Source organism: Bacillus sp. RC242, assembly GCF_044908245.1.
GTDB classification, from domain to species: Bacteria; Bacillota; Bacilli; order Bacillales; family Bacillaceae_G; genus Bacillus_A; species Bacillus_A mycoides.
Window position 1 is genome coordinate 46,501 of the sequence record NZ_JBIYCZ010000015.1, and the last position, 15,735, is coordinate 62,235.

Here is a 15,735-nt window from a genome sequence, read left to right on the forward strand (position 1 = left end):
TAAGCATGATTCTATTACTAAAATAGTGAGGTGCTTAAACATGTCAGTGTTAGATAATTTTGATCAGTGGAAGAGCTTTTTAGGAGAACGTTTAGAACAAGCGGGGGGAAAAGGGCTTGATGGTGGTGCCGTATCAGATATGGCATTTCGTGTTGGTGATTATTTAGCAAATGAAGTAGAAGCGCGCAACGATCAAGAAAAATTATTGTCTGAGCTTTGGAAAGTTGCTGATGAACAAGAGCAACATACAATTGCAAATTTAATGGTGAAGTTTGTACAACATAAGTAAAAGTAGAGAGGAGAAGCTCCTCTCTACTTTTTTTGTATAGTAATTAGGAGGAATAGATTATACATTTAGCTTCCCTATTAAGATGAAATCATATAATATAGTACGTAGGTGTAAAGTAAGCGTAGGGGAGTGATCTTGGATGATTGAATGGTATTTTGAATATGAAATACATAAAAACCGACCTGGCTTACTTGGTGACGTTTCTTCGTTAATCGGTATGCTTGGCATCAATATTGTCACAATTAATGGTGTAGATAATGCACGACGTGGACTTTTGCTTATGTGTGATAATCAAGAACAAATCTCTAGACTTGAATCAATTTTAAATACGATGGATAATATAACGGTAACGAAATATCGTCCGCCAAAGCTTAGAGATAAGCTAGCAGTTAGACATGGTAGGTACATACAACGAGATGCAGATGATAAGAAAACATTTCGATTTGTGCGTGATGAATTAGGATTGCTTGTAGACTTTATGGCGGAGATAATGAAAAAAGAAGGTCATAAATTAATTGGGATACGAGGAATGCCTCGTGTCGGAAAAACAGAATCTATTGTTGCCGCAAGTGTTTGTGCAAATAAGAGATGGTTATTCGTATCATCTACTCTCATTAAGCAAACTGTTCGTAGCCAATTGATTGAAGATGAGTATAGCGACGATAATATTTTCATACTAGATGGAATTGTGTCGACAAAACGTGCAAATGAAAGACACTGGCAGCTCGTTCGTGAAATCATGAGATTGCCTGCAACGAAAGTTGTGGAACATCCGGATGTGTTTGTGAGTCAGTCAGAATACACATTGGATGATTTTGATTATATTATCGAATTGCGTAACGATTATGATGAAGAAATTCAATATAATTTAGTAGATGAAATTGAGCAAGGTACGCAAAACAATTTCTCTATGTTCGACTTTTAAAGAAATATTGAGGTGTTAGTAGTGACGGAATTAGGACAAAAGCTGACAGAAGCAAGAGAAGCGAAAGGCTTATCTATTGATCAGCTGCATGAGATTACAAAAATTCAAAAACGCCATTTAGTAGCGATTGAAGAAGGCAATTATGATGTGTTGCCAGGAGCTTTTTATGCGCGTGCATTCATTAAACAATATGCAGATGCTGTTGGATTAAATGGAGAGGAACTGCTTGTAGAATATCAGAGTACGATACCACAGTCTGAAAAACGTGAAGTTCCACAAGTATCAACTGGACAAAAAACACAAGAAACAATGCAAAAATCTTCATCATGGCCAATTGCGGATCATATGCCCAAAATTTTGATTGCATTGTTAGTAATCGCATTTGGAGTGGTAGTCTGGTTTGTTATTCAAGCGTTAACTGGAAAAGATGATAGGCAAGTTCCAAATGCTCAAAGTGAGAAAATTGAGGTTCAAAAAGCAAAAAATTCTCCGCTAGATACAAAGAAAGATGAAGCGAAAGCGGAAGAACCAAAGAAAGAAGAACCAAAAAAAGAAGAGCCAAAGAAAGAGGAACAACCAGCACAACCAACTGGACAGCAAGAGATAAAAGTAGTTGGAACAACTGGTAAGGTATCTACTTTGGAAATTCATAATAATAAAACATTAGAACTGGAAATATCGGGTAAAGGTGCGAGTTATGTAGATGTTAAAGATGATGCTGGGAACGAAATTCTAAACACTACAGTACAAGGTGGCCAAATAGAAAAACGTGATTTATCAACAGTAAAAGAAGTGCGACTTAATATTGGAAATGCAACGAATGTTGAAGTTAAACTGAATGGTCAAGTGGTTGCTTTCCCATTGGATCCAGCAAAAGAACTTCACCAAAGATTGGTGATAAAAAACCAAGGGATAGGGCAAGCTGCGCAATAACAGTCATCGCTTCGATGACTTTTTTCAATGAACAAATGTTTTTGACATGATGGAGGAATAGCTGTGAATTTACCAAATAAAATTACAATATCTAGAATCTTCTTAATTCCAATTTTTATGGTAATTATGTTAGCGCCCTTTGAGTGGGGCTCATTTATAATTGGTGATGTAGAGTTACCAATTCAACATTTAGTAGGGGCACTTATCTTTATTATTGCTTCGGCTACAGATTGGATTGATGGACATTATGCAAGAAAGTATAATCTTGTAACGAATTTAGGGAAATTCCTTGACCCGTTAGCAGATAAATTACTTGTTTCGGCAGCACTTATCACATTGGTAGAAATGCAATATGTACCTGCTTGGATCGTTATTGTAATTATAAGCCGTGAGTTTGCAGTAACAGGTTTACGCCTTGTACTTGCTGGGACAGGGGAAGTAGTTGCAGCAAATCAGCTAGGGAAAATTAAGACATGGACACAAATTATTGCGATTGCAGCATACTTATTACATGATGTACCGTTAAATTTACTTCATATTCCAGTTGCAGATATTTTCATATGGATTGCATTATTCTTTACCGTTATTTCAGGATGGGATTATTTCTGGAAAAATAAAGATGCTTTTGTAAACTCAAAATAGAAGTTTATGGGGGAATTGGGATGAATGCTGAAATTATTGCGGTTGGAACGGAATTATTACTTGGACAAATTGCAAATACAAATGCCCAGTTTTTATCTGAAAAGTTAGCTTCAATCGGAATTAACGTGTACTACCATACTGTTGTTGGGGATAATAACAAGCGATTACAGAATGCAATTGAATTGGCTGAAGAACGAGCTGATATGCTCATTTTCACAGGTGGATTAGGACCGACAAAAGATGATTTAACGAAAGAGACAATAGCGTCTAGTTTAGATGAAGAGCTTGTGTATGATGAAAAGGCATTAACATCGATAAGCGATTATTTTAAGCGTACAGGCCGTGAATTTACGGAGAATAATAAAAAGCAGGCACTCGTTTTAAATGGATCGACTGTATTTGCAAATGATCACGGTATGGCGCCTGGTATGGGGTTAAATAAGAACGGAAAAGTTTATATTTTATTACCAGGACCACCAAAAGAAATGAAGCCGATGTATATAAGTTACGTAGAGCCTTTTTTATGTAAGTTTACAACGGGGGAAAATATTTATTCTCGTGTTCTTCGTTTTTTTGGTATTGGTGAATCTCAATTAGAGGTGAAAGTTCAAGATTTAATTGATGGTCAAACGAACCCAACCATTGCACCACTCGCAAATGATGGAGAAGTGACATTACGTTTAACTGCCAAACATCAAAATGCTGATGAGGCGGAGAAACTGATTCAGCATGTGGAAGATTTGATTTTAGAAAGAGTAGGAGAGTTTTTCTACGGATATGACCAAGATTTCCTTCATTACAAGGCAATAAGGCTATTGAAGGAAAAAGGGTTAACTTTAGCGTGTGCAGAAAGTTTAACAGGTGGTCTTTTTGGAAATCAAGTAACAGAAAATGCTGGTGTTTCGTCTGTATTTAAAGGCGGTGTCATTTGTTATCAAAATGATGTGAAGCAACATGTTTTACATGTGCCTGAAGAAGTGTTGCGTACTGATGGTGCAGTTAGTAAAGAAAGTGCTCGTTATCTTGCTGAAAATGTTAAGGGATTATTAAAAGCAGATATCGGAATTAGTTTCACTGGGGTAGCAGGACCGGATGCTTCAGAGCATAAAGAACCAGGAACAGTATTTATTGGATTGGTGATTAAAGATGAACCAGCTGTAGTCTTCTCACTTAATTTAAGTGGAAGTCGTCAACAAATTAGAGAACGCTCTACAAAATATGGATTTTATCATTTATTTAAAAAGCTAGAAGAGATATAAATTTCTTCTAGTTTTTTTTGTTGGAAAACCTAGTTTTATTCGATAAAAAATAAAAAAACGAATAAATGTTCGATTTTTGTTGGCAAATTGAATTGAAAATAGGTATAATAAGATTAGCAATTTAGTTAAGGAGGAATTTTGAATGAGCGATCGTCAAGCGGCATTAGATATGGCGTTAAAACAAATAGAGAAGCAATTCGGTAAAGGTTCAATTATGAAATTAGGAGAACAAGCGGAGCGTAGAATTTCTACAATTTCAAGTGGTTCTTTAGCACTTGATGTGGCACTAGGGGTAGGCGGATACCCACGTGGCCGTGTTATTGAAATTTATGGACCTGAAAGTTCAGGTAAAACAACAGTTTCATTACACGCAATCGCGGAAGTACAGCGTCAAGGTGGACAAGCAGCGTTCATTGATGCGGAGCATGCAATGGATCCTGTATATGCACAAAAATTAGGTGTTAACATAGATGAATTACTATTATCACAGCCTGATACAGGAGAGCAAGGACTAGAAATCGCAGAAGCACTTGTACGAAGTGGAGCGGTTGATATTATCGTAATTGACTCTGTGGCAGCTCTTGTACCGAAAGCTGAGATCGAAGGGGACATGGGTGACTCTCACGTTGGTTTACAAGCACGTTTAATGTCACAAGCACTTCGTAAACTTTCAGGTGCAATCAACAAATCAAAAACAATCGCAATCTTTATCAACCAAATTCGTGAAAAAGTTGGGGTTATGTTCGGGAACCCAGAAACAACTCCAGGTGGTCGTGCGTTGAAATTCTATTCAACTGTCCGTCTTGAAGTACGTCGTGCTGAGCAGTTAAAGCAAGGTAACGATATTGTTGGTAATAAAACGAAAGTAAAAGTAGTTAAAAATAAAGTAGCACCGCCATTCCGTGTTGCTGAAGTTGATATTATGTACGGAGAAGGTATTTCAAGAGAAGGTGAAATCTTAGATATGGCTTCTGAACTTGATATCGTTCAAAAGAGCGGTGCTTGGTACTCTTATAATGAAGAACGCTTAGGACAAGGTCGTGAAAATTCGAAGCAATTCTTAAAAGAGAATACGGATTTAAGAGAGGAAATTGCCTTCTTTGTTCGTGAACATCACGGAATTGGTGAAAACTCTGGTGTTGAAGACACGGAAGATTCAACTCGTCAAGATTAAAAAATAAAAGACACGGGACCGTGTCTTTTATTTTTTAATCCACTATGAAAGCGTTATATATAGCTGGAGATAAAATATTTATTCTATCCAAAAGGCTATGTGTAAAGGGGAATATTCATATATTTTAAGTGAATGAATTGGGATTTTCTAAGGTTTTCCAGGATAATATGCTGTCTGTTTTTTTAATCCATATAAGATTCAGGGCTGAAGGTAAAGAAAGTAAAAGTAGACAACGCTTGACAATGAAAATTGCGATAGATACAATGAGAATGTATATTTTTTCTTGTATACGATATACTCTTCTCAAGAAGAGAAGTAATATTCGGAGTAAGACTTAAATCTTGCCGAAATAATAATATGACATTTTAATTGTGAAATGAAGAAAGTCCCTTAAAAAAGCGGGACGACGGTCTTTGCTGTACGTTGTAATTCAATGTACATGCCGACAGTCTTTTTTCATTCATAGCAAGGGGAGGTGAAATCATGAGTAGTACAGTTTGGATACTCATCTCCATTTTGCTTGCAACAGTCGGTGCAGTTGTTGGCTTTTTTGTTCGAAAGTCTATTGCTGAAGCGAAGATTAATGGTGCAGCTAATGAAGCAAAACGTATTCTAGACGAAGCGAATCGTGATGCTGAAGCACTTAAGAAAGAAGCGCTTTTAGAAGCAAAGGATGAAATTCATACACTTCGTACAGAAGCTGAATTAGAAATTCGTGACCGTAGAAGCGAATTACAAAAACAAGAAAATCGTTTAATGCAAAAAGAAGAGAACCTTGATCGTAAAGACGAAACGCTCGATAAGCGCGAGCAACAGTTAGAAAAGAAAGAGGAATCTCTTGTAGCGAAACAACAACAGATTGAAGAGTTGGAAAGCAAAGTGGGAGAGTTAGTTCAAAAGCAACAAACAGAATTAGAGCGCATTTCCAATCTGACCCGCGAACAAGCGAAAGCAATTATTCTTGGTAAAGTGGAAAGTGAAGTTTCTCATGAAATTGCCGTTATGGTAAAAGAAAGTGAAGTTCGCGCGAAAGAAGAAGCGGATAAGAAGGCAAAAGAGATTTTATCTCTTGCAATGCAAAGATGTGCAGCTGATCATGTTGCTGAAACAACCGTTTCGGTTGTAAATCTTCCAAATGACGAAATGAAGGGACGTATTATCGGACGTGAAGGTCGTAACATTCGTACGTTAGAAACGTTAACAGGTATTGACCTTATTATCGATGATACACCAGAAGCGGTAATTCTATCTGGATTTGACCCGATTCGTCGTGAAACAGCTCGTATCGCTCTTGATAAACTAGTACAGGACGGACGTATTCACCCAGCGCGTATTGAAGAGATGGTCGAAAAATCAAGACGTGAAGTGGACGAGTATATTCGTGAAGTCGGAGAGCAAACAACGTTTGAAGTGGGTGTTCATGGCTTACATCCAGATTTAATTAAAATTTTAGGTCGTTTAAAATACCGTACAAGTTACGGGCAAAACGTCTTAAAACACTCTATGGAAGTTGCATACTTAACTGGACTTATGGCAGCGGAGCTTGGTGAGGATGAAAAACTAGCAAGACGTGCTGGTCTATTACATGATATCGGAAAAGCAATCGATCATGAAGTAGAAGGTAGCCACGTTGAAATTGGTGTTGAACTCGCAACGAAATATAAAGAGCATCCTGTTGTAATAAACAGTATCGCATCTCACCATGGTGACACAGAACCAACTTCTATCATTGCAGTTCTAGTTGCTGCAGCAGATGCATTATCAGCTGCAAGACCGGGAGCTCGTAGTGAAACGCTTGAGAATTACATTCGTCGTCTTGAAAAGTTAGAAGAAATTTCAGAGTCTTATGAAGGCGTAGAAAAATCTTTCGCAATTCAAGCAGGACGTGAAGTTCGTATTCTGGTAAAACCAGATACAATTGATGATTTAGAAGCTCATCGTTTAGCTCGTGATATTCGAAAACGTATTGAAAATGAACTGGATTATCCAGGACATATTAAAGTAACTGTTATTCGTGAAACACGTGCAGTGGAATACGCAAAATAAAGTGGTGAAACACCACTTTATTTTTTTGTGTTGGAATTGGGTAAAATAAAGAAAATTATTTATCCCGCGTTAACGGGCAGTAAAACTCCCACCTCAAAATTCGGCTTGAGCAAAGAAATTAGGTGGGGGATAAACTGCCCGTAAACGCCCGATTGGTGAAGGCTAATAATCAGTGGGGGATGAACAAAACCCCCACTGATTATAGTTTCACTTTATGAGCAGTATGCAAGTGAAAGAAACTTATAATAGATAAATTGTAACTGTTGTAAGGAAATAGCTTTAAGTTATAGTATGGTAATAAAAAATGTAGTACATAGAAAGGGTAAGACATATGAGAATATTATTTGTTGGGGATGTAGTAGGATCTCCTGGTAGAGACATGATTCAACAGTACGTACCGGCATTAAAGAAGAAATATACACCGACAGTAACAATTATTAATGGAGAAAATGCTGCGGGTGGACGTGGAATTACGGAAAAAATATATCGAAACTTTTTAGAGTGCGGGGCACAAGCGGTTACGCTTGGAAACCACGCTTGGGATAACCGTGAAGTATTTGAATTTATCGATGATGCAAAATATCTTGCAAGACCAGCTAACTTCCCAGAAGGAACGCCGGGTAAAGGGCTTATCTTTGTAAATTGTAATGGAACAGAAGTTGCAGTTATTAACTTACAAGGACGTACTTTCCTTCCTCCAATTGATTGTCCATTCCGTAAAGTGGATGAGTTAATCAGTATTGCAAAAAAACGTACAAACATTATCTTTGTTGATTTTCATGCTGAAACAACAAGTGAGAAGCAGGCGTTAGGTTGGTATGTAGACGGTCGTGCTACAGCGGTAGTAGGTACACATACACACGTTCCTACAGCTGATAATCGTATTTTACCAAGCGGAACAGCTTATATTACAGATGTTGGTATGACAGGCCCATATGATGGGATTTTAGGTATGGATCGCGAAGCGGTATTGAAGAAGTTTTTAACGAACTTACCAGTGCGTTTTGAAGTGACGAATGGTAGAACACAATTAAGTGCAGTGTTAATTGATGTGGATCCTAATACAGGGAAAGCGAAGAAAATTGAGCGCATTTTAATTAATGATGACCAGCCATTTTTTGACTGATTTTTAACGAAAAGTTAGAGGATTCGTTATATTTTAATTTTTTAGAAAAATTACAGAAATTTAGCAGGAATACGTGCCATTCCTCGTGAATATAAGTTAAAGTGAAATAATTGCTATTACTTTTTATAGAAACGAGGAGGAAACGCGGAATGGAAATATTAAAAGTTAAAGCAACGTCGGTCCCTAATTCTGTAGCTGGTGCACTTGCAGGTGTTATTCGCGAACGCGGAACAGCAGAAATTCAAGCTATTGGTGCAGGTGCATTGAACCAAGCGGTAAAGGCAGTAGCAATTGCAAGAGGATTTGTAGCGCCTAGCGGTTTGGACTTGATTTGTATCCCAGCGTTTACAGATATTATGATTGATGGTGAAGAGCGTACAGCGATAAAATTAATTGTAGAACCTCGTTAAGTTGAAACAACCTGTTTGCATGTATGCAAACAGGTTGTTTTTGTAATGGAGGAATGAAAATGAAAATTTTTGATGCGCATTGCGATGTACTCTTTCAGTTATGGAGTGCAAAGGGAAAAAAAGACTTTCAAAACGATTCACAATTACATATTACATTTGAACAATTAATGAAAAGAAAAGGAAGTATACAATGCTTTGCTATATATATACCAGAAACAGTAGCGTATGAAAAGCGTTTTGAAGTTGCGCTGCAAATGATAGATATTTTTCATAATGAAATTCTATCGCTACCAGGAATGAAGTTTATTCAGACAAAAAACGATATTAACATGCTAAAACAAGACGAGATTGGAGCATTATTAACATTAGAAGGATGCGAAGCAATTGGAAAAGAAGCGATGAAATTACGTTTGTTTTATCGCTTAGGTGTACGTTCCTTTGGATTGACATGGAACTATGCCAATCTGTTAGCTGATGGAGCGCTAGAGACACGTGGAGCAGGTTTAACTACATTTGGTAGACAAGTTGTACAAGAACTTAATACGTTACATTTATGGACCGATGTGTCTCACTTAAATGAAAGAAGCTTTTGGGATGTTATTGAAATTGCTAAAAACCCAATTGCATCTCATTCAAACTGTTATCAACTTTGTGGGCATCCACGCAATTTAACCGATGAACAAATAAGAGCCCTTATAAAGAAAAATAGCATTATTGGTATTACTTTCGTACCGCAGTTTTTAACGAATGAAAGACAAGCGAATATAGCAGATATATTAAGGCATGTGGAATATATTTGTTCATTAGGTGGAGAAAAAAATATAGGATTCGGTTCTGATTTTGATGGGATTTTAGAAACTGTTGTAGGTGTAGAAGTATATAGGGATTATGAAAATATAATGAATCAACTGTGTAAAAAGTATAATGAATCAACTGTAGAGCGATTTTTATATAAAAATTTTGTTGACTGTATAACGTTCTAAAGAATGCGTTTTAAAAATTCGGAAAAATTAAAATAAATTCACTTGAATTTATTGATTTTTTTAAGACCTAATACTAGAATGGTAAACGAAATAGCATTATACTAAAGATTCAGGGAAAACAGAAGAGGCATAATTTGCGTCCATTGTAGTTTATTTGCATAAAAAATGCTAAACTAATACTGTAAAAAAATACACTACAATGAATGCAGCCAAAAGGGGTGTAGGAGATGATTAGTCAACTTTCATGGAAAGTTGGAGGCCAACAAGGTGAAGGAATTGAAAGTACAGGGGAAATCTTCTGTATTGCATTAAACCGATTAGGGTATTACCTATACGGTTACCGCCACTTCTCATCACGTATTAAAGGCGGCCATACAAATAATAAAATTCGTGTAAGTACAACAGAAGTACGCGCGATCTCAGATGATTTAGATATTTTAATTGCTTTTGATCAAGAAACAATTGATTTTAACTTCCACGAACTACGTCCGGGCGGAATTGTAGTTGCGGATGCGAAATTTAATCCGACAATACCTGATAATACAGATGTAAATCTATATGTGATACCGTTTACAGATATCGCTTCAGAATTAGGCACATCTTTAATGAAAAATATGGTTGCTGTTGGGGCATCTAGTGCGGTATTAGGATTAGACGAAACAGCTTATTTAGAGGTTGTTGAAGAAATCTTTGGTCGTAAAGGAGAGCAAGTCGTTCAAAAGAATATGGAAGCAATTAAACGCGGCTCTCAATACATGAAAGAATTGCTTGGTGAGAAAGTAAACATGATGCAGCTTGAAAAAGCTGATGGTCAGAAACGCATGTTTATGATTGGAAACGACGCAATCGCATTTGGTGCGGTAGCTGGTGGTGCTCGCTTTATGTCTGCATATCCAATCACACCTGCATCTGAAATTATGGAATATTTAATTAAAAAGTTACCAAAAGTCGGCGGAACAGTAATCCAAACTGAGGATGAAATCGCAGCTTGTACAATGGCGATCGGTGCAAACTACGCTGGTGTTCGTACATTAACAGCATCTGCTGGTCCTGGTCTTTCTTTAATGATGGAAGCAATTGGTTTAGCAGGTATTACTGAAACACCGCTAGTTATCATTGATACACAACGCGGTGGCCCAAGTACGGGCTTACCAACAAAACAAGAGCAGTCTGACTTAATGGCTATGATTTACGGAACGCATGGTGAAATTCCAAAAATCGTAATGGCGCCAAGTACAGTTGAAGAAGCTTTCTATGATATTGTAGAAGCGTTTAACTTAGCAGAAGAATATCAAGTGCCTGTTATTTTCTTAACAGATTTACAGCTTTCTTTAGGAAAGCAAACAGTAGAACCACTTAAGTTAGATAAAGTGGAAATTCGTCGTGGTAAGCTTGATTTAGAAGTAGAATTACCAGAACGTGAAAATAAAGCATACTTCAAGCGTTATGAAGTAACAGAAGATGGGATTTCACCACGTGTTTTACCTGGTATGAAAAATGGTATTCACCATGTTACAGGTGTAGAACATGATGAAACGGGTAAACCATCTGAATCAGCGTTAAATCGTAAAGATCAAATGGACAAACGTTTCCGTAAAATGGCGAATTTACAGTTTAATACCCCTATTTACAAAAATGCTAAGCATGATGACGCAGACGTATTGTTAGTAGGCTTTAACTCAACTCGTGGTGCGATCGAAGAGGCAATGCAGCGTTTAGAACAAGAAGGAATGAAAGTAAACCATGCCCATGTACGTTTAATTCATCCGTTCCCAACAGCTGAAATCGGTCCACTTGTGAAAAAAGCGAAGCGTGTTGTAGTAGTAGAAAACAATGCAACTGGTCAGCTTGCTAACATTATGAAAATGAATCTTGGCAATGGTGAGAAAATTTCTAGTCTTTTAAAATACGATGGAAATCCATTCTTGCCGAAAGAGATTTACAACGAATGTAAAAAAGGGGTTGTATTAAATGGCAACATTTAAGGACTTTCGTAACAGTGTAAAACCAAACTGGTGCCCAGGTTGCGGAGACTTCTCGGTGCAGGCTGCGATTCAGCGTGCGGCAGCTAACGTTGGTTTAAATCCAGATGAGCTAGCTGTTATTTCTGGTATCGGCTGTTCCGGTCGTATTTCAGGGTATATTAATTCATATGGTTTGCATAGTATTCACGGACGTGCTCTTCCGATTGCACAAGGTGTGAAAATGGCAAATCGTGATTTAACAGTTATTGCATCCGGTGGTGACGGTGATGGTTTTGCGATTGGTATGGGACATACAATCCATTCTATTCGTCGTAACATTGATATTACGTACATCGTAATGGATAACCAAATTTACGGATTAACAAAAGGTCAAACTTCACCACGTAGTGAAGCTGGATTTAAAACGAAAAGTACACCACAAGGTTCAATTGAACCATCACTAAATGTTATGGAAATGGCTTTAACAGCTGGTGCGACATTTGTGGCGCAAAGCTTTTCAAGTGATTTAAAAGAATTAACGCAAATTATTGAAGCTGGTATTAATCATAAAGGCTTTTCATTAATTAATGTATTTAGTCCATGTGTTACTTACAATAAAGTAAATACTTATGATTGGTTTAAAGAGAATTTAACGAAACTAAGTACAGTAGAAGGATACGATCCATCTAACCGCATGATGGCTATGCAAACATTAATGGAAAAGAACGGGTTAGTAACAGGTTTAATTTATCAAAATACAAAGCAGCCCTCTTACCAAGAGCTTGTAAAAGACTATAGTGAAAAACCTTTAGTGCAAGCTGATTTGAATATGGATCAGAAAATGTTTGATGAGCTTGTTGCTGAATTTATGTAATGATCGGAGAGAAGGTTGCCACTTGGTAACCTTCTTTTTGAGTGAATAAAAATAATTAATAGATTTGTTTACTTAGAAAATTCTGAATGATAAAATAATATATAAATCGTTGTATAAAAATAGCATGTTCATTAACTGTGAAATGAAATATAGGATAAGAAGCCTTCTTCGTTAAAGTTGGCTAAAGGCTCTATACTATGATAATGTGTATAGGGATAAAGCAATATGCTTTTGGGTAGGACAAGATGAAATAATAAAAAGGGAATGTCTATTTGTGTGGGGAAGACTTCATTCTTACGGATGATTAGATCGATTACTCAAGTTTCAAAGGGCAAGTTATCTCTCATGCTATCTAACATCATTGAGATGGGTCTAAGCGCATTAAAATGGACTACAGAGTGTGTGTATAGTTAAGGGTGAAAGGAGATTACCGATGAACGAGCAACAACGATTAGCAAGTCGACAAGCAAATTCCTCTACGAAAAAAGAAGAGAAAGATTATAGTAAATACTTTGAAAGTGTATACCAACCACCTTCCTTGAAATTGGCGAAAAAGCGTGGGAAAGAAGAAGTTAAAATTGAAAGAGATTTTGGCCTACCTGAAGAGTTTCGCGATTTTGGCGCAGGAAGAAAGTTTTACATTCGTACATATGGCTGTCAAATGAATGAGCATGATACAGAAGTAATGGCTGGGATTTTTACAACACTTGGATATGAGCCAACCTTTTCAACTGAAGAGGCAGATGTAATTTTATTAAATACTTGTGCAATTCGTGAAAATGCTGAAAATAAAGTGTTCGGTGAACTTGGTCATTTAAAATCATTAAAGCGAAGAAATCCGGATCTTATAATTGGTGTATGTGGTTGTATGTCTCAAGAGGAATCTGTTGTAAATAAAATTATGCAAAAAAATCAGCATGTAGATATGGTGTTTGGTACACACAATATTCATAGATTACCGTATATCTTAAAGGACGCAATGTTCTCAAAAGAGACGGTAGTTGAAGTTTGGTCAAAAGAAGGGGATGTAATTGAAAACCTTCCGAAAGTACGTCGTGGTGATATTAAAGCTTGGGTAAATATTATGTATGGCTGTGATAAGTTTTGTACATATTGTATTGTACCGTATACACGCGGAAAAGAGCGCAGTAGACGTCCAGAAGATATTATTAAAGAAATTCGCCATTTAGCTGCGAACGGTTATAAAGAAATTACGTTACTTGGACAAAACGTAAACGCATACGGTAAAGACTTTGAAGATATACAATATGGTCTTGGCGATTTAATGGATGAACTTCGTAAAATCGATATCGCGCGTATTCGTTTTACAACAAGCCATCCACGTGATTTTGACAATCATTTAATTGATGTTCTTGGAAAAGGTGGTAACCTAGTAGAACATATCCACTTACCAGTTCAATCTGGTAGTACAGATATGCTTAAAATTATGGCGCGTAAATATTCGCGAGAACACTATTTAGAGCTTGTACGAAAAATTAAAGAAACAATTCCAAATGCAGTACTAACGACTGATATTATCGTTGGTTTCCCAAATGAAACGGACGAACAGTTTGAAGAGACGATGTCGTTATATCGTGAAGTAGGATTTGATACGGCATTTACATTTATTTATTCTCCGCGTGAAGGTACACCAGCTGCAAAAATGCAGGATAATGTTCCGATGGAAGTGAAGAAAGAGCGATTACAACGCTTAAATACACTAGTGAATGAATATGCAGTTAATAAGAATAAGCGTTATATAGGTCAAGTTGTAGAAGTATTAGTTGAGGGAGAAAGTAAGAATAATCCTGAAGTACTTGCGGGATATACACGTACGAATAAACTTGTAAACTTTGTTGCTTCAAAATCTTTAATTGGTCAGCTTGTGAAAGTAAAAATAACGGAAGCAAAAACTTGGTCTCTTAACGGGGAATTGGTTAAGGAGCCGATTGAGGTGAAATAATAGATGAAAGTATATACGAAAGATGAAATTGTTGAGCAAGCGAAAGAATTAGCGAAAATGATCTCTGAAACAGAAGAAGTCGATTTCTTTAAGCGAGCAGAAGCACAAATTCATAAAAATGAAAATGTAAAGCGAGCAATTGATGAAATAAAAGCTTTGCAAAAACAAGCAGTAAACTTGCAACATTATGGGAAATGGGAAGCTTTGAAAAAAGTAGAAGCTGAAATTGATGCACTTCAAGATAAGTTAGATAATATCCCAGTTGTACAGGAGTTTAAATCTTCACAAACGTATGTAAATGACTTACTACAGCTAGTTGCTAGTACCATTTCTAACAATGTAACAGATGAAATATTAGTTTCAACTGGCGGCGATGTGTTGAAGGGTGAAACTGGTGCAGCAGTAGAAAGTAAAAAAGGAAATTGTGGTTGTTAAAGAGATGTCTTATTGACATCTCTTTTTTTTTGTGGGTTATATCGGAAATTCTTCTCAAAAAAAAGAATGACACATTCCGCTATTGTCACGCATATGATTAAGTGAATAGTGATTGAGGAGGGTTACGAATGTCCGAATTTAGAGAGATTATTACAAAAGCAGTGGTTGGAAAAGGACGTAAGTATACAAAGTCAACGCATACATGTGAATCGAATAATGAGCCAACAAGTATTTTAGGGTGCTGGGTAATTAACCATTCGTACGAAGCGAGAAAGAATGGAAAACATGTGGAAATTGAAGGTTTCTATGATGTAAACACTTGGTATTCATTTGATGGAAACACAAAGACTGAAGTTGTAACAGAACGTGTTAACTACAATGATGAAGTAAGTATTGGGTATCGTGATAAAAACTTCTCTGGTGACGATTTAGAAATTATCGCTCGTGTAATTCAGCCGCCAAATTGTTTAGAAGCTCTTGTATCGCCAAATGGTAATAAAATTGTTGTGACGGTAGAACGTGAATTTGTAACAGAAGTAGTTGGGGAAACGAAAATTTGTGTAAGTGTAAATCCTGAAGGTTGCGTAGAATCAGACGAGGATTTCCAAGTCGATGATGATGAGTTTGAAGAATTAGATCCGAACTTTATCGTCGATGCAGAAGAAGAGTAAGAGAAAGCTAGGGAGAAGTTCTTCCTAGCTTTTTACAGTAC

The 15,735-nt window shown here is 36.8% G+C and carries 15 protein-coding genes; all 15 read left to right on the plus strand.

The features are described from left to right. Positions 1-40 precede the first annotated feature (40 nt). Positions 41-289, plus strand: coding sequence for a DUF3243 domain-containing protein (locus ABH957_RS23330; protein WP_000114449.1), 249 nt, complete (start codon positions 41-43; stop codon positions 287-289). A 139-nt stretch (positions 290-428) separates the two neighbouring features. Further along, positions 429-1,214 carry a DUF3388 domain-containing protein gene (locus tag ABH957_RS23335; protein ID WP_000574107.1) on the plus strand — a complete coding sequence of 262 codons (786 nt, stop codon included), beginning with the start codon at positions 429-431 and terminating at the stop codon, positions 1,212-1,214. A 21-nt stretch (positions 1,215-1,235) separates the two neighbouring features. Beyond that, positions 1,236-2,147: a helix-turn-helix domain-containing protein gene (locus tag ABH957_RS23340; protein ID WP_002088056.1), complete on the plus strand. Its 912-nt coding sequence runs from the start codon at positions 1,236-1,238 to the stop codon at positions 2,145-2,147. A gap of 63 nt (positions 2,148-2,210) precedes the next feature. Next, positions 2,211-2,789 (plus strand): CDP-diacylglycerol--glycerol-3-phosphate 3-phosphatidyltransferase, encoded by a 579-nt coding sequence (gene pgsA, locus ABH957_RS23345; protein ID WP_002014596.1) that lies wholly within the window; start codon positions 2,211-2,213, stop codon positions 2,787-2,789. Between the two features lie 20 nt (positions 2,790-2,809). Then, positions 2,810-4,048: a competence/damage-inducible protein A gene (locus ABH957_RS23350; RefSeq protein ID WP_404512318.1), complete on the plus strand. Its 1,239-nt coding sequence runs from the start codon at positions 2,810-2,812 to the stop codon at positions 4,046-4,048. A 142-nt stretch (positions 4,049-4,190) separates the two neighbouring features. Further along, positions 4,191-5,222: a recombinase RecA gene (recA, locus tag ABH957_RS23355; RefSeq protein ID WP_002014599.1), complete on the plus strand. Its 1,032-nt coding sequence runs from the start codon at positions 4,191-4,193 to the stop codon at positions 5,220-5,222. 483 nt (positions 5,223-5,705) lie between these two features. Then, positions 5,706-7,268 carry a ribonuclease Y gene (gene rny / locus ABH957_RS23360; RefSeq protein ID WP_002111330.1) on the plus strand — a complete coding sequence of 521 codons (1,563 nt, stop codon included), beginning with the start codon at positions 5,706-5,708 and terminating at the stop codon, positions 7,266-7,268. Between the two features lie 331 nt (positions 7,269-7,599). Beyond that, positions 7,600-8,394 carry a TIGR00282 family metallophosphoesterase gene (locus ABH957_RS23365; RefSeq protein WP_002014601.1) on the plus strand — a complete coding sequence of 265 codons (795 nt, stop codon included), beginning with the start codon at positions 7,600-7,602 and terminating at the stop codon, positions 8,392-8,394. Between the two features lie 149 nt (positions 8,395-8,543). Continuing rightward, positions 8,544-8,804 (plus strand): stage V sporulation protein SpoVS, encoded by a 261-nt coding sequence (gene spoVS / locus ABH957_RS23370; RefSeq protein ID WP_000404341.1) that lies wholly within the window; start codon positions 8,544-8,546, stop codon positions 8,802-8,804. 59 nt (positions 8,805-8,863) lie between these two features. Further along, positions 8,864-9,787: a dipeptidase gene (locus tag ABH957_RS23375; protein ID WP_404512320.1), complete on the plus strand. Its 924-nt coding sequence runs from the start codon at positions 8,864-8,866 to the stop codon at positions 9,785-9,787. 227 nt (positions 9,788-10,014) lie between these two features. Next, the gene (locus tag ABH957_RS23380) at positions 10,015-11,772 is read left to right on the plus strand and encodes a 2-oxoacid:acceptor oxidoreductase subunit alpha (protein WP_404512322.1); all 1,758 of its coding nucleotides are present in this window, start codon (positions 10,015-10,017) and stop codon (positions 11,770-11,772) included. Further along, the gene (locus ABH957_RS23385; protein ID WP_002088040.1) at positions 11,759-12,625 is read left to right on the plus strand and encodes a 2-oxoacid:ferredoxin oxidoreductase subunit beta; all 867 of its coding nucleotides are present in this window, start codon (positions 11,759-11,761) and stop codon (positions 12,623-12,625) included. Before ABH957_RS23380 ends, ABH957_RS23385 begins: the two co-directional genes overlap by 14 nt. Positions 12,626-13,058: 433 nt before the next feature. Beyond that, on the plus strand, positions 13,059-14,588 hold the full coding sequence (gene miaB, locus ABH957_RS23390) for a tRNA (N6-isopentenyl adenosine(37)-C2)-methylthiotransferase MiaB (RefSeq protein WP_404447986.1): 1,530 nt from the start codon (positions 13,059-13,061) through the stop codon (positions 14,586-14,588). 3 nt (positions 14,589-14,591) lie between these two features. Continuing rightward, a complete protein-coding gene (locus ABH957_RS23395; RefSeq protein ID WP_002033698.1) occupies positions 14,592-15,023 on the plus strand; it encodes a YlbF/YmcA family competence regulator in 432 nt (143 codons plus the stop codon). 128 nt (positions 15,024-15,151) lie between these two features. Beyond that, complete coding sequence (cotE, locus tag ABH957_RS23400) at positions 15,152-15,694, plus strand: outer spore coat protein CotE (protein ID WP_002014610.1); 543 nt, start codon at positions 15,152-15,154, stop codon at positions 15,692-15,694. Positions 15,695-15,735: the final 41 nt, after the last annotated feature.

Excerpts from the sequence above, each read along its gene's own strand:
- ABH957_RS23350 (WP_404512318.1), top strand. The coding sequence starts at position 2,810 with ATGAATGCTGAAATTATTGCGGTTGGAACGGAATTATTACTTGGACAA.
- ABH957_RS23335 (WP_000574107.1), top strand. The coding sequence starts at position 429 with ATGATTGAATGGTATTTTGAATATGAAATACATAAAAACCGACCTGGC.
- cotE (WP_002014610.1), top strand. The coding sequence starts at position 15,152 with ATGTCCGAATTTAGAGAGATTATTACAAAAGCAGTGGTTGGAAAAGGA.
- ABH957_RS23375 (WP_404512320.1), top strand. The coding sequence starts at position 8,864 with ATGAAAATTTTTGATGCGCATTGCGATGTACTCTTTCAGTTATGGAGT.
- ABH957_RS23330 (WP_000114449.1), top strand. The coding sequence starts at position 41 with ATGTCAGTGTTAGATAATTTTGATCAGTGGAAGAGCTTTTTAGGAGAA.
- rny (WP_002111330.1), top strand. The coding sequence starts at position 5,706 with ATGAGTAGTACAGTTTGGATACTCATCTCCATTTTGCTTGCAACAGTC.
- ABH957_RS23395 (WP_002033698.1), top strand. The coding sequence starts at position 14,592 with ATGAAAGTATATACGAAAGATGAAATTGTTGAGCAAGCGAAAGAATTA.
- ABH957_RS23380 (WP_404512322.1), top strand. The coding sequence starts at position 10,015 with ATGATTAGTCAACTTTCATGGAAAGTTGGAGGCCAACAAGGTGAAGGA.
- ABH957_RS23365 (WP_002014601.1), top strand. The coding sequence starts at position 7,600 with ATGAGAATATTATTTGTTGGGGATGTAGTAGGATCTCCTGGTAGAGAC.
- spoVS (WP_000404341.1), top strand. The coding sequence starts at position 8,544 with ATGGAAATATTAAAAGTTAAAGCAACGTCGGTCCCTAATTCTGTAGCT.
- ABH957_RS23385 (WP_002088040.1), top strand. The coding sequence starts at position 11,759 with ATGGCAACATTTAAGGACTTTCGTAACAGTGTAAAACCAAACTGGTGC.
- recA (WP_002014599.1), top strand. The coding sequence starts at position 4,191 with ATGAGCGATCGTCAAGCGGCATTAGATATGGCGTTAAAACAAATAGAG.
- miaB (WP_404447986.1), top strand. The coding sequence starts at position 13,059 with ATGAACGAGCAACAACGATTAGCAAGTCGACAAGCAAATTCCTCTACG.